Here is a 20,930-nt window from a genome sequence, read left to right as displayed (position 1 = left end):
GTCGCAAGTCTGTCAGAGACCGAGAAACACGGTCTCGCCGTCCAGTCTGACTGGAAAGGTCGCGGTCACTCCCTCGTCGGCACCCTGTGCGGAGCCGGTTTCAAGGGAAATGACCCAGTTGTGAAGCGGGCATGTGACACATCCGTCGTGCACGATGCCGTCGCTCAGCGGCCCGTTCTTGTGCGGGCATTTATCTTCGAGGGCGAAAAGGCGGTCGTCCGTCGTGCGGAAAATGGCAATGGTCATCTCGCCGTTTTTCACACAGCGCGCGCCTTGACGCGGAATATCGTTCAGAGCTCCGACTTCAATCCAGGTTTTCGTCTGCATGTTCATTCTGCTGCCTCCAGACTGAGGGTGGCCATGGGTTTGAATTCATGAGCTTCGGCGCCCGCGACGCGTTCGGCCCAGGGATCGATCTGCGCGAATATCTGCGAGAAGGCGAAGCGGTCTGCATATTCTTTGCGCGCCTCAAGGTTGTCGTAGACCACCTCGCGGATGTGGTCGTAACCGATCCGGTCCGCCCATTTGTAAATCCGTTCAAGGTAGAACCCGGTTTCGCGGTAGTATTGCGTCAGCGCGCAAACTGTCTCCATCACCTCGTCTTCGGTCGCAACCTTGCCCAGAGGCGAAGTGCCTTGGATGTGCAGGCCAGCCGCACCGCCAAAGATGATTTCATAGCCACTGTCGACACAGATGACGCCGATGTCCTTGCACGTCGCCTCCGCACAGTTGCGCGGACACCCGGTGACGGCGAGTTTGAGTTTCGCCGGAGACCACGAGCCCCAGAGTGCTTTTTCGAGCTTGATGCCAAGACCCGTCGAGTCCTGCGTGCCGAAGCGGCACCAATCCGTGCCGACACAGGTTTTCACCGTGCGCAGTCCCTTCGCATAGGCCGCGCCTGAAACCATGCCCGCCGCGTTGAGATCGGCCCAGACCGGGATCAGGTCTTCTTTCTTCACACCGAGCAAGTCGATCCGCTGGCCGCCGGTGACCTTGACGGTCGGGATGTCGTATTTGTCGGCCACATCGGCGATGGCGCGCAGCTCATCGGGGGTGGTGATGCCCCCGAACATCCGCGGCACGACGGAATAAGTGCCGTCTTTCTGGATGTTGGCGTGCACACGTTCGTTGATGAAACGAGACTGCTGGTCATCGACATATTCGCCCGGCCAGTCCGCCACGAGATAATAGTTCAGCGCCGGGCGGCATTTGGCACAGCCCTCGGGCGTCGACCATTCCAACTCCTGCATCACGGCGGGGATGGATTTGAGGCCCTTCGCCTTGATCATCCGGCGAATATAGCCGTGGCCATGGGTGGTGCAGCCGCAAATGCCCTGCGCTTCGGGGATTTTGAAATCGTCGCCAAGGGTCACGCCCATGACACCCTCGACGAGGCCGGTGCAGGTGCCGCAAGAGGCCGAGGCCTTGGTGTGGGCGCGCACTTCGGCAAGCGTCGTCAGCCCCTTGTCCTTGATCGCCGCGACGATCATGCCTTTGGTGATGCCGTTGCAGCCGCAAATCTCCGCGTCGTCCGGCAGGTTCGCCACAGCGGCCAGAGGATCGGCCTTACCGCCGCCCTGATAGGCCTGCCCGAAGATCAGCGTCTCGCGCATCTCCGACACGTCCTCGCCGGAGATCAGCATCTGGTTGTACCACGCGCCGTCCGCGACATCGCCGTAGAGCACCGCGCCGATCACCTTGTTGTCCTTGAGGATCACGCGCTTGTAAGTGCCGCGCATCGCATCGCGCAGCACAATGTCCTCGCGCCCCTCACCTTCGGCAAAATCACCCACGGAATAGAGATCGCAGCCCGTCACCTTCAGTTTCGTCGGCGTCTCGGCATGCGCGAAAGCGGCCTCCGATGCCCCGGCAAGATGCTCGGCGGCCACTTTCGCCATGCGGTAAAGCGGCGCGACGAGGCCATAGACCATACCGCCCACTTCGACACATTCGCCGACGGAATAGATATTCGGATCGGAGGTTTTCATCGTCGCATCGGTGACGATGCCGCGATTGACCTCAAGCCCCGCCTCTTTGGCAAGCTGCGTGTTCGGACGGATGCCGACGGCCATGACCACGAGGGAGGCGTCGATCACGCGCCCGTCGGCAAGCTCGACGCCCTCGACCTTGTCCGTGCCGAGGATCTGTTTGGTGTTGGCTTCGCAGAGCACTTCGATGCCGCGGTTCTCCAGCTCTTTTTGCAGCAGATAGCCCGCCGCCGTGTCGAGTTGGCGCTCCATCAGCGTCGGCATCAGGTGAATGACGGTCACATCCATGCCGCGCAGCTTGAGCCCCGCCGCCGCCTCAAGCCCCAGAAGACCGCCGCCGATGACAACCGCACGCCCGCCCTTCTCGGCGGCTTGGATCATGCCGTCCGTGTCGTCGAGATCGCGGTAAGCCAGAACGCCCGGCAGATCCGATCCCGGCACGGGGATGATGAACGGATTCGACCCGGTGGCGATGACCAGCTTGTCATACTCAGCCACGACACCGCTCTCGGAGATCACCTTGCGCTCATGGCGGCGGATCTCGGTGATCTTGTCGCCCTGATGCAGCGTGATGCCATGTTCGGCATACCAGCCTTCGCCATGGATGATGATGTCGGCATAGGTCTTTTCGCCCGACAGAACCGGCGAGAGCATGATGCGGTCGTAGTTCACACGCGGCTCGGCGTTGAAGATGGTGACCTCATAGTGGTCGGTCGCTTCGAACAGATGCTCGAGCATCCGGCCCGGCGCCATCCCATTGCCAACGATAACGAGTTTTTGCTTTTGAGCAGTCATAACGGCACTTCCTCTCAGAACGCGGTTCGTCTTGGCGAACCCTTGGGTCTTTGGTGAGAATGCAGCGCCGTTGCTGCGGGCCACGCGGGGGTGGCTATGTCGGTCATATCGCGTCCTTGCGATATGCGAGCGCTTGGCTCGTTGGGATGATCTTCTAGGGGATCGCAACTGCGAAACAAGATGGTATTGCCTGCCCCGCCCCGAAATCCTTTGCAGCCGCAGCATGGTTTGCTTAAGTTTTATGCAAACATCCGCGAGAAAATAACAAATGAGGCAGAGCGCAAACACCCTGCCTCTCGATCGCGTTTCTCAAATCGCTCAGCCGACCTGACGCCCGTGCGACCAGACGCCTCGAATCACCGGCATGCCTTCGATCCGCGCGATGCGCACCAGATCGGCATGAAGCCCAGGCGCGATCCGCCCGCGATCCGAGAGCCCCACCGCCTCGGCGGGGTTCGCGGTGACGGTGGCGATGGCGCGGGGGATGTCGTCCCAGAGATCGGCCAGAAGCATCGCCGAGGACATCAGCGCCGAGGGCACATAGTCCGACGACACGATGTCCAACAGCCCACGTTCGGCCAACTCATGCGCCGCGACGTTGCCGGAATGCGAACCGCCACGAATGAGGTTCGGCGCGCCCATCATCGCGGCGATGCCATGCAGTTTACAGGCCTGCGCCGCCTCGATTGTCGTCGGGAATTCGGCCACACGCACGCCATGCTGGCGCGAGACCTCGACGTGTTCCGCCGTGGTGTCGTCATGACTGGCCAGAACCGCGCCGTAGCGTTTTGCTTCGGCCACCGCCGCCGCCTCGTGGCGCACCGCGTAAGTGTCGCGCAGCTCATAGAGATGGTTCACATGGTCGTCGAACTCCGCATTCGACATGCCACGTTTCTTTTGCACATAGTCGCGCAGTTTCTCGATGTCGCGGAACTGTCGCTGCCCCGGCGTGTGATCCATCAAGGACACAAGACCAACGCGATCCTCCGGACCGAACTCGGCCATCTCGGCCTCCAAGGTCTCGGAACAAATCTCTGCCCTGAGATGCAGGAAATGGCTGATCTTCAAAGCGCCCAGATCGCGCAGATGCATCACCTCGCGCGACAGGTTGCGCGCATATTTGCCATAGCCCGCATCGCCGCGCGTATGGATCGACCCCACGCGCATCGCATCGAACACGGTCGTGATACCGACCGAAGCCAGCTCGGCGTCATGAGCGAGGATCGCCGCCTGATGCGGCCAGTCGACCTTGGGACGCGGTTCGATATGACGTTCAAGATTGTCGGTATGAAGCTCGATGAGGCCGGGGATCACCATATCGCCGCCCGCATCAATCGCGCCCGCGACAGACGTGCCGCCCGCGCTCACATCGGCAATCTTGCCATTCTCGACACGCAGGGTGCCCTGGATCACCTCCGTCTCCAAAACGATCCTGGCATTCGTCAAAGTAAAATCGGTCATCACATCGTCCTTGTCAGAAGCGTCTCCCTGCCCGATCCATGTCACATGGATGTGACAGGGACCGGGTAGGAGCAACGCCATGGATGAATTCAAAAGATACGCGGTCTATTACGCCCCCGCTCCGGGGCCGTTCGCCGAATTTTGCGCCCATTGGTTGGGCTGGGATGCGTTCGAGGGCATCGAGTTGCCGCATCCCGCACTCGAAGGCCTGCCCGCGCCCATCGCGGAGATCACAGAGGCCCCGCGCAAATACGGGTTTCATGGCACGCTCAAGCCGCCGTTTCGCCTGACCGGCACGCGCGCCGAATTGATGGCCGATCTTGCCGGGTTTGCCGCCGCCCACACACCCATCGAGATGGAGGGGCTTGCGCTCAGCCGTATCGGCGGGTTTCTCGCGCTGACACCCGTAGGCGATCTGACGCCCCTCGAAGCCCTTGCCGGAGAAATCGTCGCCAAGCTCGATCCGCATCGCGCGCAGCCCTCGGAAACCGAACTGGCGCGCCGTCGGTCCGCAGGGCTTTCGGAGCGGCAGAACGCGCTTTTGACGCAATGGGGCTATCCCTATGTGATGGAGGAGTTCAAATTCCACCTCACGCTGACCGGCAAGCTTTCCATCGAGGAGGCCGAAACCGTCAAAGCCGCGTTGGAGCCGGTGCTCGCGCCGCTTCTGCCCCACCCCTTCTGCATTGAGGATCTGTGCCTTTTCGGAGAGGCGGAGGATGGCCGGTTTCATCTTTTGCACCGTTACACGCTTTCGGGCTGAAGGGCTTTGAGGAACGCGTCCACCGCCGCGTCCAGCGCTCCGTCATTGTTGATACGCCGCACCGGCAGGCCCGGCGCGATGTCGTACCCCGCGCGCGCCAGACGTTTCTCGATCTCCGCCCGACTTTCGCGCCCGCGCGCCGCGAGACGACTGGCCAAAACCTCCGGAGAGGCGGTGATCAAAAGCACGCCCATATTGGGATAAAGCGCATAGGCCTCCGGCAGGATCGCGCGCGAGCCGTTAAACAGCACATCGCGCCCTTCGCTCAACGCCGCATCAATCGAGATCGGCACACCGTATTTCAGCCCATGCGCCTCCCAATGGAGCGCGAAGTCTCCGGCCTCCAGACGGCGGTCGAATTCCTCAACCGTGACGCCCTCGAAATCCTCCCCGCCCGCCTCGGTCGGCCGGGTGATGACCCGTTTCGCCACGGCCAGATCGCCACGCCGCTCAAGCGCCGCTTCGATCAGCGTGTCCTTGCCCACGCCGGACGGCCCGACCACGGCATAAAGACGCCCGACCACGGCTCAGGCCGCTTTCGCAGGGGTAAAGGCGGAAACGTTGATCTCCCGATCAGCGACCCTCTCGCGCGCCGGAGCATCGTGGAAAATCCCGATGATCGCCGCCCCGCGCGCTTTGGCCTCTTCGATCAGCGACAGCACGGTTTCGCGATTGGTCGCATCGAGAGAAGCAGTCGGTTCATCCAAAAGCATCGCCGGATAGTCATGGGCAAAACCGCGCGCGATGTTCACCCGCTGCTGCTCGCCGCCCGAGAATGTCGTGGGCGACAGGCCCCAGAGCGTTTCGGGGATATTGAGCCGGGACAGAAGATCGCGCGCCTTGGCAAAAGCCGCCTCTTTATCGACGCCAACGGTCAAAAGCGGCTCTGCCACCACCTCAATCGTCGGAACGCGCGGCACGACGCGCAGGAATTGCGAGACATAGCCCAAAGTTGCCCGGCGCAGGGCAATGATCTCGCGCGGCTCGGCGGTGGCGACATCCGTCTCGCCGACCCAGATATGCCCCGAGGCCGAGAGGTAATTGCCGTAAATCATCCGCATCAGCGTCGATTTTCCCGCCCCCGAATTGCCCGTCAACGCCACGCATTCGCCGGGCATGACATCGAACGTCGCCCCCTGCATAACGGGGATCACGGCGCTGCCCTGATTGTGCAGGGTGAAGGATTTCGAGACGTCTTCAATACGGATCATCGGACGCGTTTTGGGCAGCGTTTGTGTCATGGGATTACAGCCAGTTTTTCCATTTCGAGAGAAGATAAGTCCCCAGCGCCGAACCGAACATCAGCGCCGAGGCGATGAGATAGCCATGAGGGCTGTCGAGGCCGGGAATGAAGGGAAAGTTCATGCCATAGACCGAAGCCACAAGCGTCGGCGGCAGGAACAGAACCGCCACAACCGACAGGATACGGCTGGTGTCGTTTTGCTCCAGATTGATGAGGCCAAGCATCACATCGGTGAGCTGCGCGATCCGCCCCGAGAGGAAGTCGCCATGCACGGTGAGCGCCTGACAATCCTTGACCTGCGCCTTGAGGATCGTGGTCAGCCCCTTATCCTTGTCCTCAACAAGCCCCAACCCAAAGCTCGACAAAGCCCGCTCGACGGTCAAAAGCGCATGCCGGTATTTCGCCACCTGCTCGCTTTGTTTGCCCAGCGCCCGAAGCGCATCCGCCAATTCGTCGCCGCGCGGTTCGGGATCGCGAAAGGCGATATGCGATTGCTGATCGAGCGCCACGCCGACGCCTTCCATAAGGTCGGCGATGCGGGCGATGATCTCTTCGATCAGGCTCAGAAATACCCGCCTGCGCCCGGCATAGCCCGCGCTCGACTGGGCCGCATGTGCGGCAAAGGTCTCGAACGGGCGCGGCGTATGATAGCGCACGGTAAAGAGCCGCTCCGGCGTGATCAGAAAGGCGACCGGGCCGAAAGACGGTTCTTTGTTGCGGTCGAGTCCCGGCAGGACGATGGTCAACACCTCAGTGTCGCCATCGCGGTACAGCCGGTTCGACACCTCGATCTCCTGCATATCCGCAAGCGTCGGCACGGAAATCCCAAGCGCCTCCACAGCAGCAACCTGCGCCGGTTGCGGGCTGAGCAGATCGATCCACAGCGCCTCGGACAGGTGCCCGGTCGGATCGCCCTCCGGGGCCACGCGTTCGAGACCTGTCTCAGTGGGTCGATAGGCGAAAATCATGTGTCACACCTGCAAAACAGAGGACACGAGAAGCTGAGTATAGGCATGTTGCGGGTCATCGAGCACCTGATCGGTCAGGCCATGTTCCACGACATGGCCGGATTTCATCACCATCAGACGATCCGCCAAAAGCCGAACGACGGCAAGGTCATGGGTGACGATGATCGCCGACAATCCCATTTCCCGCACAAGCCCCCGGAGGAGGTCGAGGAGGCGCGCCTGCACCGAGACGTCCAGCCCCCCGGTCGGCTCGTCCATGAAGACAAGCCTTGGCCCGGTCACAAGGTTCCGCGCGATTTGCAGGCGTTGCTGCATACCGCCCGAGAAGTCCGAGGGTTTGTCATCCACCCGGTCCTCGTTGATCTCAACCCGGCCCAGCCAATCAATCGCCTGCGTGCGGATGTTGCCGTAATGCCGCGCGCCGACCGCCATGAGACGCTCGCCCACGTTGCCGCCCGCCGAGACCCCCATGCGCAGCCCGTCGCGGGCGTGTTGGTGGACAAAGGCCCAATCCGTGCGCGACAACATCCGGCGTTCCGGTTCGGACATGGTGAGCGTATCGACCATGCCCCGATCCCGCGTGTCGAACAGAACCTGCCCGCTATCGGGCGGCAAATGCCCCGCCATGCAATTCAAAAGCGTCGATTTGCCGGAACCGGATTCACCCACGATGCCCATCACCTCGCCGGGGTAGAGATCGAAGCTCACATCGGTGCAACCGACCCGCCCGCCATAGGTTTTGCGGATGTCTTTGACGGAAAGAAGAGGAGTCATTCTGCGGCCTCCGGAGAGAGACGCCCGCGATGGCCCTTGGCCTGCCGCTCGGCGCAATAATCGGTGTCGGAACAGACGAACATCCGCCCGCCGTCATCGTCGATGATCACCTCATCGAGATATGTATGCTCCGCCCCGCAAAGATCGCAGGGATGGTTGGCTTTCGAGGCCTCGAACGGGTGATCTTCGAAATCGAGGCTCACGACCTTGGTATAGGGCGGCACGGCGTAAATCCGTTGCTCGCGACCCGCGCCGAAAAGCTGAATTGCCGCCATTTCCATTTTCGGATTGTCGAATTTCGGAATGGGCGATGGGTCCATCACATAGCGTCCCTCGACCTTGACCGGATAGGCATAGGAGGTCGCGATGTGGCCGTGCTTGGCGATGTCCTCGTAAAGCTTCACATGCATCAGCCCGTATTCTTCGAGCGCGTGCATCTTCCGCGTCTCTGTCTCGCGCGGCTCCAAAAAGCGCAAAGGTTCCGGGATCGGCACCTGATAGACAAGGATTTGTCCCTCTGTCAGCGGCTCTTCGGGGATGCGGTGGCGGGTCTGAATGACGGTCGCCTCGCGGGTCTTTTCGGTCACGGCAATCTCTGCCGTTTTCTCGAAAAACTTGCAGATCGAGACGGCGTTGGTCGTGTCATCCGCGCCCTGGTCGATCACCTTGAGCACATCTTCGGGCATCAGACAGGCGGCAGAGACCTGCACGCCACCGGTGCCCCAGCCATAAGGCATCGGCATTTCGCGGGAAGCGAACGGCACCTGATAGCCCGGCACGGCAATGCCTTTCAGGATCGCGCGGCGGATCATCCGTTTGGTTTGCTCGTCGAGATAGGCAAAATTGTAGTCGCTCATAGCAGGCCTCGCTCGGTCAATTCCGTTTCCAATGCGGCGGCATCCGTGAACAGCACCGCCGCCATGCCAACCGCCTCAGCGCCCGCGACGTTTTTCGGACTGTCGTCGATGAACAGGCACTCTTCGGGCGCGACACCCGCCCGCGCACAGAGCAGATCGAAAATCTCGCGCTGCGGTTTCAAAAGCTTTTCCGTGCCGGAGACCACGATGACTTCGAACTGCGCCGCCAACTCCGGATGGGTCGCGAGTGCTGCGGGCCATGTCTCATCGGCCCAGTTGGTAATCGCATGAAGCGGCACATCGCGGGATTTGAGGCGCGCCAAAATATCCCAAGTCCCAGCGACCTTCTCCTGAATGGTCAAGTGAAACAGGTCGGGATAGCTCAGAAACACCGCACGATCTGCCGCGTCCGAAATCTCTTCGGCCAGTTCCGAGAACCGCGCCCCCGCGTCGGCGCGCGGGTTCAGAGTTGCAAACCCTGTGCGCTCCAAAAAAGCCTTGGCCTCCGCCTCCGTCCCAAGCAGATCCGCAAAAGCCGCAACCGGGTCCCAATGGATCAGCACATTGCCGATATCGAAAACGACATGGGTCATTCTGCGGCCTCCTGCGCGCTATTTTCAACTTGGGCGGATGCAATCTCCGCGCGCATTTTACGGACCAGCTCCATCTCGGACTGGAAATCCACATAGTGTGGCAATTTGATATGTTCGAGAAATCCGGTCGCCTGAATGTTGTCACAATGATACAGCACGAACTCTTCGTCATGCGCGGGCGAGTTCGACACCTCGACGCCAAGCTCCTTGCTGCGCAGCGACCGATCGACCAAAGCCATGGAGATCGCCTTGCGCTCGGTCTGGCCGAAGGTCAGCCCGTAGCCGCGCGTGAACTGCGGCGGTTCGACTTTCGAACCCGCGAATTTGTTCACCGTCTCGCATTCGGTCAGCTCAACCTCGCCGATCTCGATGGCAAAGCCCAGCTCCGGGATGTCCATCTCCACCGCCACCTTGCCGATGCGCAGTTCGCCCACAAACGCGTGGCTGTTGCCGTAGCCTCGCTGGGTGGAATAGGCCATCGACAGGATAAAGCCCTCGTCGCCGCGCGTAAGCGCTTGCAACCGCAGCGCCCGGTTGGCGGGCAGTTCCAGAGGTTCACGGGTGAGATCGGGCGGGGTATCTTGGCCCTCGGCCTCGGTCTGGATCAGCCCCTCTTTGTTCAGGAAAGACGTCACATGCGGGGTCGACTCGATCCGCGGATCAGAGACAGCCGCCTCCGGCACCTCGCCCTCCGCCATCAGCTTGAAGTCGAGCAAACGGTGCGTGTAGTCGAAGGTCGGCCCTAAAACTTGCCCGCCCGGCACGTCCTTGAACGTCGCCGACACCCGGCGGTCACAGGCCATCTGATCGGTCTCGACCGGGTGCGAATGACCGATGCGCGGCAGGGTCGTCCGGTAGGCCCGCATCAGGAAAATCGCTTCGATCAGATCGCCACGCGATTGTTTGATCGCCAGAGCGGCGAGATCGGGATCGTACAAAGACCCTTCGGTCATCACCCGATTGACGGCCAGCGCGAGTTGTTCGCGGATTTGCGGGACAGTCAGCTCAGCGACGGAGGTGTCCCCTCGGCGCTCCTCGGCCAGCCACGCGTGAGCATTGTCGATGGCGCGCTCTCCGCCTTTGACAGCAACATACATCAGAGCGCCTCCACTTTTGTAGACCGTGGCAGACCCGCGATCTGCGTCCCTGCGGTGAAGTAGAAATCAAGACCAAGCGGAAAGAGCATCGCGTTCATCTGAAACGGCTCCAGCGCGGGCAAAGACAGGCCCGCCGAAGTTTCGATCCCCGGCCCCGTCAGCCACGCGCCGTCCTGGCCGAGCGCCTCCATCTCAACGATCAGCGTCGTCGACCGGTCGGGGTATTCTGCCGTGCCGATCGGAAAAGCGGTCACCGGCTGCAACGCCTCCCAAGTGCCCAAAGCAAACATCGCCTTCGCGGGGCCTACGATGGGCGCACCGATCTGAAAGGCGATCCAATCGCGGATCTCCGGCGTGTCATGCGCGCCCATCAGGCAGAGCGGCGTTTCCGGATCGCAGAGCGTCAACATAAGGCTCGCCGCCGCCTCGGAGATCGGCGCAGGCGCTTGGCCGCCTTTGATCTCCTGGATCGTGCCGGGACGCGCGAGCGCCTCCAAAGCGGCGCGAAAGGCACGCGCGGCGTCTTGCGGCGGGGTCTCGAAAGCGCCGATCAGGCTGTGTTCACTCATCTGTCTTTCCGGCATCAGTCTTCCCCTCTCACCATGGTGAAGAAATCCACTTTCGTTGCGGCTGCTTTCGCGGCGCGCGCCGTGCGGGTCGCCTCCTGCGCTGCCTGCAAAGGCATCAAAACCGTCTCTCGCATCACCTCGGCCCGCGCCCCTTGCATCAGCGCATCGACAAGCGCGGCTTGTTCCGCCTGTCGCTTATCGCGGCCTTGCACATAGCCATGTCCGACCTCACCCGTCGCCAAACGCAGAGAGCAGCGCGTGACAGTCATTTCGCCCAGATTGAACGGCGCGCCGGTGCCGCCCATGCGCCCGCGGACCATGACGCCACCCACTTCGGGCCGACGCAGCCACTCAAACGTGGGCAGATCGGCCATCTCGGCCATGCGTTCGGCCAAAAGTGCTGCGTCGGATTTGGCCAAAAGCCCCATCCACGCCTTGCGCGCCTTCTGGTCCGGGGAGAGTGCAGTTTCAGGTTTTGCCATCACCGCCACCTTTCTGATCTAGACAGCTTGCGGAGTTGTCTAAACTCCTATACAACTAGACAAATAATTGCCGATCCTCTCCGGTTCGGCAAGGATAAATTCGTAAAACTTTGGTGACGGGACGCTCATGCCACGCACGCCGGTCTGGAAATCCATCGCGGAAGCCCTCTCGGAAGAAATCGCCAAGGGGCATTACCGCCCCGGCGACAAGCTTCCGACGGAGGCGGAGCTGTCCGTGCGCTTCGGGGTCAATCGCCACACCGTGCGCCACGCTTTGTCCGACCTGACGGAGCGCGGCATCACCCGCTCGCGACGCGGCGCGGGCGTTTTCGTTCAAAGCGCGCCGGTGGACTATCCCATTGGAAAACGGGTGAGATTCCATCAAAACATCCGCGCGACGGGCCGCTTGCCGCAGAAAAAAGTGCTGCGGGTGGAAACCCGGTCCTGCGATGAGAAAGAGGCCGCCGTCCTCGCGCTTGCTCCCGGAGACGACGTCCTGATTTACGAGGGGCTTTCCCTGTCCGGCGATGCCCCCGTGGCGCATTTCATCTCGATATTCCCCGCCGCCCGCCTGCCCGGCCTTGCGGCTGCTTTCGAGGAGATCAGCTCGGTCACCGCCGCGCTCAAATCCGTCGGGATCGAAGATTATCTACGCTCCGAGACCCGTGTCAGCGCCGAACGCGCCACCGCGACTCAGGCGTTGCACCTCGGTCTGCGCGAGGGCGATCCCCTGTTGCGGACCATAAGCCTCAACATCACGCCCGAGGGCACGCCGATCGAGCGCGGTCTGACTTGGTTCGCAGGAGATCGCGTTACCCTCACTGTCACGCCAGACTGACCGAAACGTCATCTACGCGATACAAAACGCAGGTATTTCAACCTGAAATGGCAAAAACGCCCCCGTATCAATGCCGCTCTATCGCAGGTAATTTCGATGTCCGTGCTTCCGCCCCTGAGCTTTTCCGGTGCCTCCGTCCTGATCGACGGGGCGTTTCGGCCCGCGCCGCTCTCCATCGCCGATGGGCTGATTGCAGACGACAACTTTGCCGAAGTGGACCTGAGCGGATATCTGATCCTTCCGGGCATCATCGACCTGCATGGCGACGCCTTCGAGCGCCATATCGCACCGCGTCCCCGCGCGCCTTTTCCGATCCGCTCAGGCCTTGCCTCCGCCGCCCGCGATGCTGCGGCCCATGGGGTGACGACGGCGTGGTTCGCGCAATGCTGGTCTTGGGAAGGCGGGTTGCGCGGCCCCGATTATGCTGAGGAATTGCTGGCCGAAATGCAGGCGTTCGAGACCCATGCGCCCATCGACATCCGCCTGCAAATCCGTTGCGAAACCCATATGATCGACAGTCGCGAGCGGCTTTTGGCGGCGATCCGGCGCTTTGGTGTGGATTACGTGGTGTTCAACAACCACCTGCCCGAAGCGATTGAAATCGCCAAGAAAGAGCCGTTGGAATTCGCCGCTTGGGCGAAACGTGGCGGGCGCACCCCCGAACAGTTCATCAAGGTGCTGCGCGAGGCGAAAGATCGCAAATCCGAAGTCCCGCGCCATCTCTGGCAACTGGCCGAGGCCTTCGACACGCTGGGCGTGATGTATGGCAGCCATGATGACCCGGACGCCGAAACCCGCGAGGAATTTCGCGTTCTCGGCGCGCATATCGCCGAATTTCCGATCTCGGAAAAGGCCGCCGCGGCGGCCAAGGCGATGGGCGATCCGGTCCTGATGGGGGCGCCGAACGTGGCGCGTGGCGGATCGCAGGCGGGCAATATTTCGGCGCAGAAACTGATCGAACGCGGACTCTGCGACGCGCTGGTGTCCGATTATCACTACCCGACACTGGCCGCCGCCGCATGGACTCTTGTAGACAGGGGTGTGAAGGATCTGGCGCAGGCCTGGGCGATGATCTCAAGCACGCCTGCACAAATCATGAAGCTCAACGATCGCGGCAGCTTGAGCGCCGGAAAACGCGCGGATTTCGTGGTGATTAACGCAGAAACCCGGGAGATCGAAGTCACCGTCTCCGGCGGGCGCATCGCTTACCTGAGCGGGCGGGCCGGGCAACGGCTTGCCGCTGCGGGCAGCGAGATGCGTCTCGCCGCCGAATAGATTATTATTCGTATTTCTCAAGGAAAGCTTCGGCCTCAAGCGCGCGGAAATCGCCAAGCGCCGCGCGCAGGCGGGCATGATCCCAATCCCACCACGCAAGCGCCTGCATCCGCTCGGCGATGCCCTCTGGATAACGCGGCCGCATGGGCGCGGAGGGCACACCCGCAACGATCGTGTAAGGCGGCACATCCTTGGTCACAACGGCCCCCGAGGCCACAATGGCCCCGTCACCGATGGTCACCTCCGGTTTGATGATCGCCCCGTGCCCGATCCATGTGTCATGACCGATCACCGTCCGCCGCGCCGCGCGTGCTTCGAAAAACGCGGCATCGTCCTCCGTGTCGTCCCAATAATAGGACGAGCGATAGAGAAAGTGATGCAGCGAGGCGTTGCGATAGGGGTGATCCGTCGGACCGATGCGGGTGAAGGCGGCGATGTTTGAAAACTTGCCAATCGTGGTGTTGGCAATGTCGGAAAATTGCTCGCAATAGGAGTAATCTCCGAGGCTCGAATTCAAAACCCGCGCGCCCTTGCCCACCTCGCAATAGGCCCCGAAGGTGGCATTCAGGACCTCTGCCTCTTCGTGCAGAAAGACTTCGGTCGCGCTCAGTTTCGGCATGTGTCACCTGTTGAAATGTCGGATCGCCTCCGGCGGGAGTATTTCGACCACAAAGGAAACCAGGATACAAATCCTGTTTCCGCAGTCTCTGTCTCCTTTGTGCCGAAAATACTCAATCCCCCTTGATCAGCTTGCGCCGCAGCCAGCTTGAAAAGCTGTCCATCGCCATGACCAGAAGCACCACGAGAACGATATAATAGCTGACCTCTTCCCAGTCCTTCTGGGTGATCATCGCCTGTGTCAGCAAAAGCCCGATCCCGCCGCCCGTGATCGCGCCGATGATGGTGGCGGAGCGGGTATTCGACTCGAGGAAATACAGCACCTGCGAGAGAAGCACCGGGACGATCTGCGGGATGACGCCAAAGCGGTAGCGTTGCAGAGGTTTCGCGCCGGTGGAGGCGACGCCTTCGATCTGTTTCTCATCGACGTTTTCGAGGGCTTCGGAGAAAAGTTTACCGAAGGAGCCGGTGTCGGTGAAGAGGATGGCGAGCGCGCCGGTCAGAGGACCGGGCCCGAAGGCACGGGATAAAAGGATGGTCCAGATCAGCCCATCGACGCCGCGCAGGAAATCGAAGAGGCGCCGCGCGGCCATGCGGATTGCCACGAGCGGCGCGAAATTGCGCGCGGCGAGAAAGGCCAGAGGCAGGGCGATGATGGCCGCGCCGAAGGTGCCGAGGAAGGCCATGAGCACGGTCTCGAACAGCGCCCAAGCGGTATCGCCATGCCGCCAGATCGCGTTGTTCCAGAAATCCTGCCAGGCGCCCTTGAGATTGGAGCGCGTCGGGTCGATGCGGTCGCCGAAGAGAATATCCGAGATACTGTGACCGTAATACGGGCTTTCCAGCGTGAACCAGAACAGCTCCCAGCCGAATTCGTAGACGAAAACCTCGGTGCGGGCTTTGGTCAGCGACAGGCGCGCGGCATCGGTGGTCACCATGAGGCGCGTGTTGGAATAGGAGATCCAGTCGGGCAGCGCGGCAGGATCGAGATTGATCGTCACGCCTTCGGCCCGGCTTTGCGTCGCTTCGATGACACCGAACCCCGGCACATCATAGCGCACGACATCGCCCGCGATCTCGATGGTGCCGCCATCGTCGAGCGTGATCGCTGCGGCGTCTTCGCCGAGCTTGACCCAAGCCGGGTAGTTCGTCGCGTCGTAAGTGCCCTTGCGCTCGCCCTCGACCGCGACCTCAATCTCGCCAGTTCGGTTGTTGCGCTCGACATGGGTCTTGTAGCTATAGGTGTCGGACACCAGCGTCACCGCATTGTCCCACCGCATCCGTCCGGCCAGCCCCGCCAGATCGAAAGCGAAGAAGATATAAACAAAATAGGCCAGCGCGATGAGTGGCAGGACGAAGGCGAGCCTGCGCTTGCGGGCGATCAGCGCCTTGGCGCGGGCGCGCATGTCCATGGACGTGTTGGTGGGCGTGTTGGCAGCGAAGCTCATTGCGCAGCTCCTTTCAGCGGACCCGGCTTCATCGCACCATGCGTCAGGCGATTGCGCACCACGGAGGACATCTGGTCGAACACCACGATGGTCAGGAACAGCAGAATGAACACGGCGGCGGCCTCGTCGAACTTGCCCTGTCCCCAGGAGATCGCGTTCTTGAGCTCATAGCCGATGCCACCCGCCCCGACGAAACCGAGGATGGCGGAAGCACGGATGTTGATCTCGAAACGCAGCAAAGCATAGGAAAACCAGTTCGGCGCGACCTGCGGCACGAGGCCCAGCATCATGCGCTGCGGCCATGTCGCGCCGACGGAAGCGAGCCCTTCGAGCGGTTTCTGATCGGCATTTTCGTTCACTTCGGAAAACAGCTTGCCCAGCGCGCCGACGGTGTGAAATGCGATAGCAATGGCCGCAGGCACCGGCCCGCCGCCCAGCACGAAGATCAGCACCAGCGCAATCACGATCTCCGGGATCGCCCGCATCAGGTCCATCACCCGGCGAAACAGCGGAATGAGACGCGGCCAGGGTGCCAGCCCATGGGTCGAGAGCAGCGACAACACAATCGCCCCGCAAGCGCCGGTGAGCGTCGCCACGGCGGCGATATTGATCGTCTCGATGAGAGCCGGGATCGCATCGCGCAGATGCCCCGGCAAGTTCGCGCGCTTCGCCCATGCTTCGGCAACCACATCGGCGGGAAAATCGAAGATATGCGGCAGGCCGGGCAGGAAGCCACCCGCATTGCGGTCGTTGGCGATGCCGAACCCGCTTGCCAGCAGAAGGACGAAAACCAGAAGCATGATGCCACCATAAAGGCGGCGCTGACGGGTAAGCGCCATATAATGGGCGCGGGTCGCGTCCAGCGTGTTGGCGGTGAGATCGGCCATGTTCGGAAGTCCTTCGGGAAAAGACCCCGCGCCAAAAGCGCAGGGTCCAATGTCAGAGCGGCTTAGTTCGAGGCGGCGAGACGGGCAGCGACGATGGAGGTGTAGGCCTCATGGGTGATCGGATCGAAACCGAGGCTGTCCCCTGCGGCCACACCATAGGCGCAATCCGGGTCCACTTCGTTCAGACCGTCGACCAGCGCGGTCATCGTCGCCTTGACATCGGCAGGCAGCGCCTTGCGCAGCACGACCGGACCTTCCGGGATCGGCTTGGAACGCCAGATCTCCACGAGATCGTTCATGTCGACGAGACCGGCATCCACAGCCTTGCGCAGCGCACCGGAGTTGTAACCGTCTTCCCAGGCCCCCTGACCGTCGGCCCAGGTCACACCGGCGTCGATGTCGCCGTTGTTCACCGCAACGATGGTCTGTTCGTGACCGCCGGTGAATTTCACTTCACCGAAATACTGACCGCTCTCCATGGTGATGCCGTCTTTGTACTGCGGGATTTCGACGGAGGGGATCAGGTAGCCGGAGGTGGAGTTCGGATCGCCGAAGCCGAAGGATTTGCCGGCCATGTCGTCGAGCGAGGTGATACCGCTGTCCTTGCGGGCAAAGCCGATGGAATGATAGCCGTAGGAGCCATCGAGGTTGATCTTCACCAGAACCGGCTCAACGGCCTCCGGGTCCTGGATGTAGACCCCGGCGTAGGAGGAGGCACCGAGCCAGGCCATGTCGATGGTGCCGCCCAGAAGGCCCTGCATCACACCGTTATAGTCGGCGGGCGCAAAGAGTTTCACCGGAACGCCCAGAGCCTCTTCGGCATAGGCACGCAGGCATTCGTTGGAATTCAGACGGTCCTGAGCGTTTTCGCCGCCCAGCAGACCGATGTTGAATTCCTTGATCTCCTGAGCCTGAGCGGCACCGACGAGTGCGGTGGTGGTCAGAACGGCAGCAAGCAGTTTTTTCATCGTTTTCTCCAGTTGATAGACCCGCATGAGTTCGGTTGCTGCGGGTGAAAGGGTCAGACAGTAACCTTTGCGAGACGGCGCTCCACCGCCTCGACATCCTCGTGATCACGGATTTCGGTCGAGGTGGCGGCCTCCGAAAAATCGGCCCCCGCCCCGTAGATGTCGCGCGCAACGCCTGTGGTGAGCTGGGCGGGTGTGCCGTCGAACACCACGCGCCCGTCGCGCATGCCGATGATGCGGTCGCAATAGCGCCGCGCGGTGTCGAGCGTGTGAAGGTTCGCGATCACCATGCGCCCGTCCTCGTCATGGATGCGGCGGAGCGCCTCCATCACGGTCTGGGCGTTCATCGGATCGAGCGAGGCGATGGGTTCGTCGGCAAGGATCACCTTGGGGTCCTGCATCAGCGCACGCGCAATGGCGACGCGCTGTTGCTGACCGCCCGAAAGCGCCTCGGCGCGTTTTTCGGCATGCTCCGAAATGCCAAGGCGACCGAGAATGTCGATCGTCTTGTAAATGTCCTCTTCGGGATAGAGGTTGAACATGGTCGCCAGAGTGGAGCGACGACCAAGGGTGCCATGCAACACGTTGGACACCACATCCATGCGCGGCACGAGGTTGAACTGTTGAAAGATCATCGCGCAATCGGATTGCCACTGACGCTTCTCCGCCCCCTTGAGCGACAGCACATTGCGCCCCTCGAAAAGCAATTCGCCCTCGGAGGCATCGGTCAGCCGGTTCATCATCCGCAGGAAGGTCGATTTCCCCGCCCCGGAACGCCCGATGATACCGATCATCATCGATCGGTCGATCTGAAAGCTGACCTTGTCCACGGCCGCTTTGGTGCCGAACCGTTTCGTCAGGCTCTTCACTTCGAGCATATCCGCCCCCTCTTTTTCGCTGGCGGCGATAAAGCACAGGGAGTGCATCCCTTCTGTGACGCGTGGAAAAAAGATTTGTGACAGGGGACGAGGCGTCGTCCTTTACAAGCCACGCGACAATCGCCCGCGCAAGACTTGTGCACAATTCCCACGGACCTGTGGCTTGCCCCATCGCAAAGGCCTTGTATGTTGGCGCGACAAATTGCCCCCTCAGGACCCCACCCCTTGCCCGATCTGCCCGCCCCGAAACACCTGTTGCTCATCCTCATGACGCTGATGATCGGCGCGGCTGCGGGCACCGGATTCTATCTCGCACACATGCCGTTGCCCTGGATGCTCGGGCCGATGCTGGTGATCTTCGTCTTCGTCATGGCGGGCGCGCCGCTGGAGGCCCCGAGCCAGCTCCGCCCCATCGTCATCCCGGTGATCGGCGTCATGCTGGGTTCGAGCTTCGACACCGACACCTTCCAGAACCTGAGCCGCTGGGCGCTCTCACTGGCGGGGCTCTCGGTCTATATCGCGCTGTCCGCGGCCCTTGTCGTGCCCTTCTACATCAAGATCGGCCGTCTCGACCCGATCACCGCCTTCTTCTCCGCCATGCCCGGCGGGCTCAACGAGATGACCGTGATCGGTGGCGCTCTGGGGGGCGACGAAAAACGGATCATTCTGGCCCATGCCGGTCGGATCGTGGTCACGATCTCGATCATCGCGCTCTATTTCCGGGTGTTCCTCGGCTACGAAGTCACCGGCATCACGCTGAACCACGACGGGCCAGCGATCACACTCATGAGTGCTGCGATTCTTCTGGCCTGTGCCGTGGTGGGCGCCTGGGGCGGTGCCAAACTGCGCCTGCCTGCGCCGGGACTGCTGGGACCGATGATCCTGTCGGGCGCGGCACATATGACCGGGCTGACCCATTCCTCGCCCCCCGCCCTTCTGGTGATTGCCGCACAGGTGATCCTCGGCACGTCCATGGGCTGTCGCTTTCGCGGTGCGCGCCCCGCGCTGGTGTTCGGCACACTGGCGCTCACCTTGGGCGGCACGCTCGTGACCATGGCCCTGTCCCTCGGCTTTGCGGTCGGGCTGCATCAGCTCTTCGGCCAGACCACGGAGCAGGTCCTGCTCGCCTATGCCCCGGGGGGCCTGACGGAGATGTCGCTCGTCGCCCTCGCGATGCATGCCGAGGTGGCCTATATCTCGCTTCACCATCTGGTGCGGATCGTCATTCTCGTGGCCGTCGCGCCGACACTTTTGACCCGCATCGCCGAACGCCTCGGCTACTAAGTCCATCCCGTGCCCCGTGCTTGACAGGTCGAGAGCTGTGTGAGACCAACACAGCACTGTAAAAGCCGGACGTGGCTGTGCAAAAATACGTCACTCCTCCGGCACATGACAGGTAGGTTGAGTTTGAACACACTCGCAATCACATGCATCCGGGACGAGGGACCATGGCTTCTCGACTGGATCGCCCATCACAGGGCCGCCGGGTTCTCGCATTTCCTCATCGCTTCGCATGATCTTTCGGATGGCTCCGACACCCTGCTGGACGCGCTCGCCGAGGCTGGCATCGTCACCCATTTGTCGTTCCGGCCCGAAGGCGAGAAATCCGTGCAATGGCAGGCGATGAAACTCCTGTCCAAACATCCGCTCTACAAGGCCGCCGATCTGGCGATGTTTTTCGACGTCGACGAATATCTGGTACTTGAGAACGGGCTGAGCCTCGACGCTCTCCTGCCCGAGGGGTTTGATGCCGTACCGCTGCGCTGGCATCTCTTCGGCAACAGCGGCATCGGGTCATGGGACGACCGCCCCGTCACCGAGCGCTTCACCATGGCCGCTCCCGACGAGATCGCCCTGCCGCTGGCGCATTTCTTTAAGACGCTGCACCGCCCTGCGGCCTTCAAGTCGCTCGGCGTGCATCGTCCGAAACCGCACAAAGACCGGACCGCGCGCTGGATCGCGGCCAATGGCAAAGCGATGCCAGAGGCCTTTGCCGAGCAAAGCGCAAGGATCAATCTTTTCGGCCTGCCACAGGATGGCGCGCGCGCTTGGCTCAACCACTATTCCGTGCGCTCGGTGGAGGAATTCGCGCTGAAATCCGCACGCGGCCTGCCCAATCACATGCTCAAACCGATCGGCCCCGGCTATTGGGCAGAGCGTAATTTCAACACCGAGGAAGACCGTCGCATCGCAGGAATGCGGCCCGGTGCCGAGACCGCGCGTGCTGAACTTGCCGATTTCGAGGCGCTCCATGCCGAAACGGTGGCGCATCACCGCGCCCGGCTGAAAACCCTGACCGCCGAACGTCCCGTGGTCGAGATGATGTGGCAACTGACGCTTATGGCCGGATCGACCCCGCCGGGACCGACCCAACTCGCGGCGCATCTCGCCCGTCTCAAAGCCGTCGCACAGGACAGTTGAGTTCCCC

22 protein-coding genes are annotated in these 20,930 nt (G+C 61.8%); 5 read left to right on the top strand and 17 right to left on the bottom strand.

The annotated features are described in order from the left end of the window. Positions 1-12 precede the first annotated feature (12 nt). The 3 genes from nirD to V1475_RS07110 all read right to left on the bottom strand — a co-directional run bounded on the left by nirD (position 13) and on the right by V1475_RS07110 (position 4,244). Positions 13-333 (bottom strand): nitrite reductase small subunit NirD, encoded by a 321-nt coding sequence (gene nirD / locus V1475_RS07120; protein WP_479412180.1) that lies wholly within the window; start codon positions 331-333, stop codon positions 13-15. Then, complete coding sequence (gene nirB, locus V1475_RS07115) at positions 330-2,783, bottom strand: nitrite reductase large subunit NirB (protein ID WP_479412179.1); 2,454 nt, start codon at positions 2,781-2,783, stop codon at positions 330-332. The genes nirD and nirB overlap by 4 nt, the downstream gene beginning before the upstream one ends. Before the next feature lie 318 nt (positions 2,784-3,101). Beyond that, positions 3,102-4,244: an alpha-D-ribose 1-methylphosphonate 5-triphosphate diphosphatase gene (locus V1475_RS07110; RefSeq protein WP_479412178.1), complete on the bottom strand. Its 1,143-nt coding sequence runs from the start codon at positions 4,242-4,244 to the stop codon at positions 3,102-3,104. Between the two features lie 79 nt (positions 4,245-4,323). On the opposite strand from V1475_RS07110, the gene V1475_RS07105 reads away from it, so the two are divergent. Beyond that, positions 4,324-5,007, top strand: a complete 684-nt coding sequence (locus V1475_RS07105; RefSeq protein ID WP_479412177.1) for a DUF1045 domain-containing protein — start codon at positions 4,324-4,326, stop codon at positions 5,005-5,007. On the opposite strand, the gene phnN is transcribed toward V1475_RS07105, so the two are convergent. The 9 genes from phnN to phnG are packed head-to-tail and all read right to left on the bottom strand — an operon-like array spanning position 4,989 to position 11,590. After that, positions 4,989-5,531, bottom strand: coding sequence for a phosphonate metabolism protein/1,5-bisphosphokinase (PRPP-forming) PhnN (gene phnN, locus V1475_RS07100; RefSeq protein ID WP_479412176.1), 543 nt, complete (start codon positions 5,529-5,531; stop codon positions 4,989-4,991). The genes V1475_RS07105 and phnN overlap by 19 nt on opposite strands. 3 nt (positions 5,532-5,534) lie before the next feature. Continuing rightward, positions 5,535-6,218 carry a phosphonate C-P lyase system protein PhnL gene (gene phnL, locus V1475_RS07095; RefSeq protein WP_479412175.1) on the bottom strand — a complete coding sequence of 228 codons (684 nt, stop codon included), beginning with the start codon at positions 6,216-6,218 and terminating at the stop codon, positions 5,535-5,537. A gap of 34 nt (positions 6,219-6,252) precedes the next feature. Continuing rightward, positions 6,253-7,218 carry a CorA family divalent cation transporter gene (locus V1475_RS07090; protein ID WP_479412174.1) on the bottom strand — a complete coding sequence of 322 codons (966 nt, stop codon included), beginning with the start codon at positions 7,216-7,218 and terminating at the stop codon, positions 6,253-6,255. A gap of 3 nt (positions 7,219-7,221) precedes the next feature. Further along, positions 7,222-7,992, bottom strand: a complete 771-nt coding sequence (gene phnK / locus V1475_RS07085) for a phosphonate C-P lyase system protein PhnK (protein WP_479412173.1) — start codon at positions 7,990-7,992, stop codon at positions 7,222-7,224. Beyond that, positions 7,989-8,849: an alpha-D-ribose 1-methylphosphonate 5-phosphate C-P-lyase PhnJ gene (locus tag V1475_RS07080; protein WP_479412172.1), complete on the bottom strand. Its 861-nt coding sequence runs from the start codon at positions 8,847-8,849 to the stop codon at positions 7,989-7,991. The genes phnK and V1475_RS07080 overlap by 4 nt, the downstream gene beginning before the upstream one ends. Continuing rightward, positions 8,846-9,442: an HAD family hydrolase gene (locus tag V1475_RS07075; RefSeq protein ID WP_479412171.1), complete on the bottom strand. Its 597-nt coding sequence runs from the start codon at positions 9,440-9,442 to the stop codon at positions 8,846-8,848. Before V1475_RS07075 ends, V1475_RS07080 begins: the two co-directional genes overlap by 4 nt. Then, entirely contained in the window at positions 9,439-10,539 is a 1,101-nt protein-coding gene (locus V1475_RS07070) for a carbon-phosphorus lyase complex subunit (RefSeq protein ID WP_479412170.1), read from the bottom strand. Before V1475_RS07070 ends, V1475_RS07075 begins: the two co-directional genes overlap by 4 nt. After that, entirely contained in the window at positions 10,539-11,108 is a 570-nt protein-coding gene (phnH, locus tag V1475_RS07065) for a phosphonate C-P lyase system protein PhnH (protein WP_479412169.1), read from the bottom strand. Before phnH ends, V1475_RS07070 begins: the two co-directional genes overlap by 1 nt. A gap of 14 nt (positions 11,109-11,122) precedes the next feature. Next, positions 11,123-11,590, bottom strand: coding sequence for a phosphonate C-P lyase system protein PhnG (gene phnG / locus V1475_RS07060; RefSeq protein WP_479412168.1), 468 nt, complete (start codon positions 11,588-11,590; stop codon positions 11,123-11,125). 127 nt (positions 11,591-11,717) lie between these two features. Between phnG and phnF the strand changes: the two genes are divergently transcribed. Together phnF and V1475_RS07050 are read left to right on the top strand one after the other, a co-directional pair. Beyond that, on the top strand, positions 11,718-12,428 hold the full coding sequence (gene phnF, locus V1475_RS07055; protein WP_479412167.1) for a phosphonate metabolism transcriptional regulator PhnF: 711 nt from the start codon (positions 11,718-11,720) through the stop codon (positions 12,426-12,428). Between the two features lie 96 nt (positions 12,429-12,524). Then, complete coding sequence (locus V1475_RS07050) at positions 12,525-13,703, top strand: alpha-D-ribose 1-methylphosphonate 5-triphosphate diphosphatase (RefSeq protein ID WP_479412166.1); 1,179 nt, start codon at positions 12,525-12,527, stop codon at positions 13,701-13,703. Positions 13,704-13,707: 4 nt separating this feature from the next. On the opposite strand, the gene V1475_RS07045 is transcribed toward V1475_RS07050, so the two are convergent. The 5 genes from V1475_RS07045 to phnC all read right to left on the bottom strand — a co-directional run bounded on the left by V1475_RS07045 (position 13,708) and on the right by phnC (position 18,502). Further along, positions 13,708-14,322, bottom strand: coding sequence for an LbetaH domain-containing protein (locus tag V1475_RS07045; RefSeq protein WP_479412165.1), 615 nt, complete (start codon positions 14,320-14,322; stop codon positions 13,708-13,710). 112 nt (positions 14,323-14,434) lie between these two features. Continuing rightward, positions 14,435-15,769, bottom strand: a complete 1,335-nt coding sequence (gene phnE, locus V1475_RS07040) for a phosphonate ABC transporter, permease protein PhnE (protein WP_479412164.1) — start codon at positions 15,767-15,769, stop codon at positions 14,435-14,437. Next, a complete protein-coding gene (gene phnE / locus V1475_RS07035) occupies positions 15,766-16,656 on the bottom strand; it encodes a phosphonate ABC transporter, permease protein PhnE (RefSeq protein ID WP_479412163.1) in 891 nt (296 codons plus the stop codon). The genes phnE (V1475_RS07040) and phnE (V1475_RS07035) overlap by 4 nt, the downstream gene beginning before the upstream one ends. 62 nt (positions 16,657-16,718) lie before the next feature. After that, on the bottom strand, positions 16,719-17,624 hold the full coding sequence (phnD, locus tag V1475_RS07030; RefSeq protein ID WP_479412162.1) for a phosphonate ABC transporter substrate-binding protein: 906 nt from the start codon (positions 17,622-17,624) through the stop codon (positions 16,719-16,721). A 53-nt stretch (positions 17,625-17,677) separates the two neighbouring features. Continuing rightward, on the bottom strand, positions 17,678-18,502 hold the full coding sequence (gene phnC, locus V1475_RS07025; RefSeq protein WP_479412161.1) for a phosphonate ABC transporter ATP-binding protein: 825 nt from the start codon (positions 18,500-18,502) through the stop codon (positions 17,678-17,680). Between the two features lie 225 nt (positions 18,503-18,727). Between phnC and V1475_RS07020 the strand changes: the two genes are divergently transcribed. Beyond that, the gene (locus V1475_RS07020) at positions 18,728-19,786 is read left to right on the top strand and encodes an AbrB family transcriptional regulator (protein WP_479412160.1); all 1,059 of its coding nucleotides are present in this window, start codon (positions 18,728-18,730) and stop codon (positions 19,784-19,786) included. A 123-nt stretch (positions 19,787-19,909) separates the two neighbouring features. Continuing rightward, positions 19,910-20,923, top strand: coding sequence for a glycosyltransferase family 2 protein (locus V1475_RS07015; RefSeq protein ID WP_479412159.1), 1,014 nt, complete (start codon positions 19,910-19,912; stop codon positions 20,921-20,923). Positions 20,924-20,930 lie beyond the last annotated feature (7 nt).

Source organism: Celeribacter sp. SCSIO 80838 (assembly GCF_056498065.1).
This window is presented reverse-complemented; position numbering and strand designations above follow the sequence as displayed.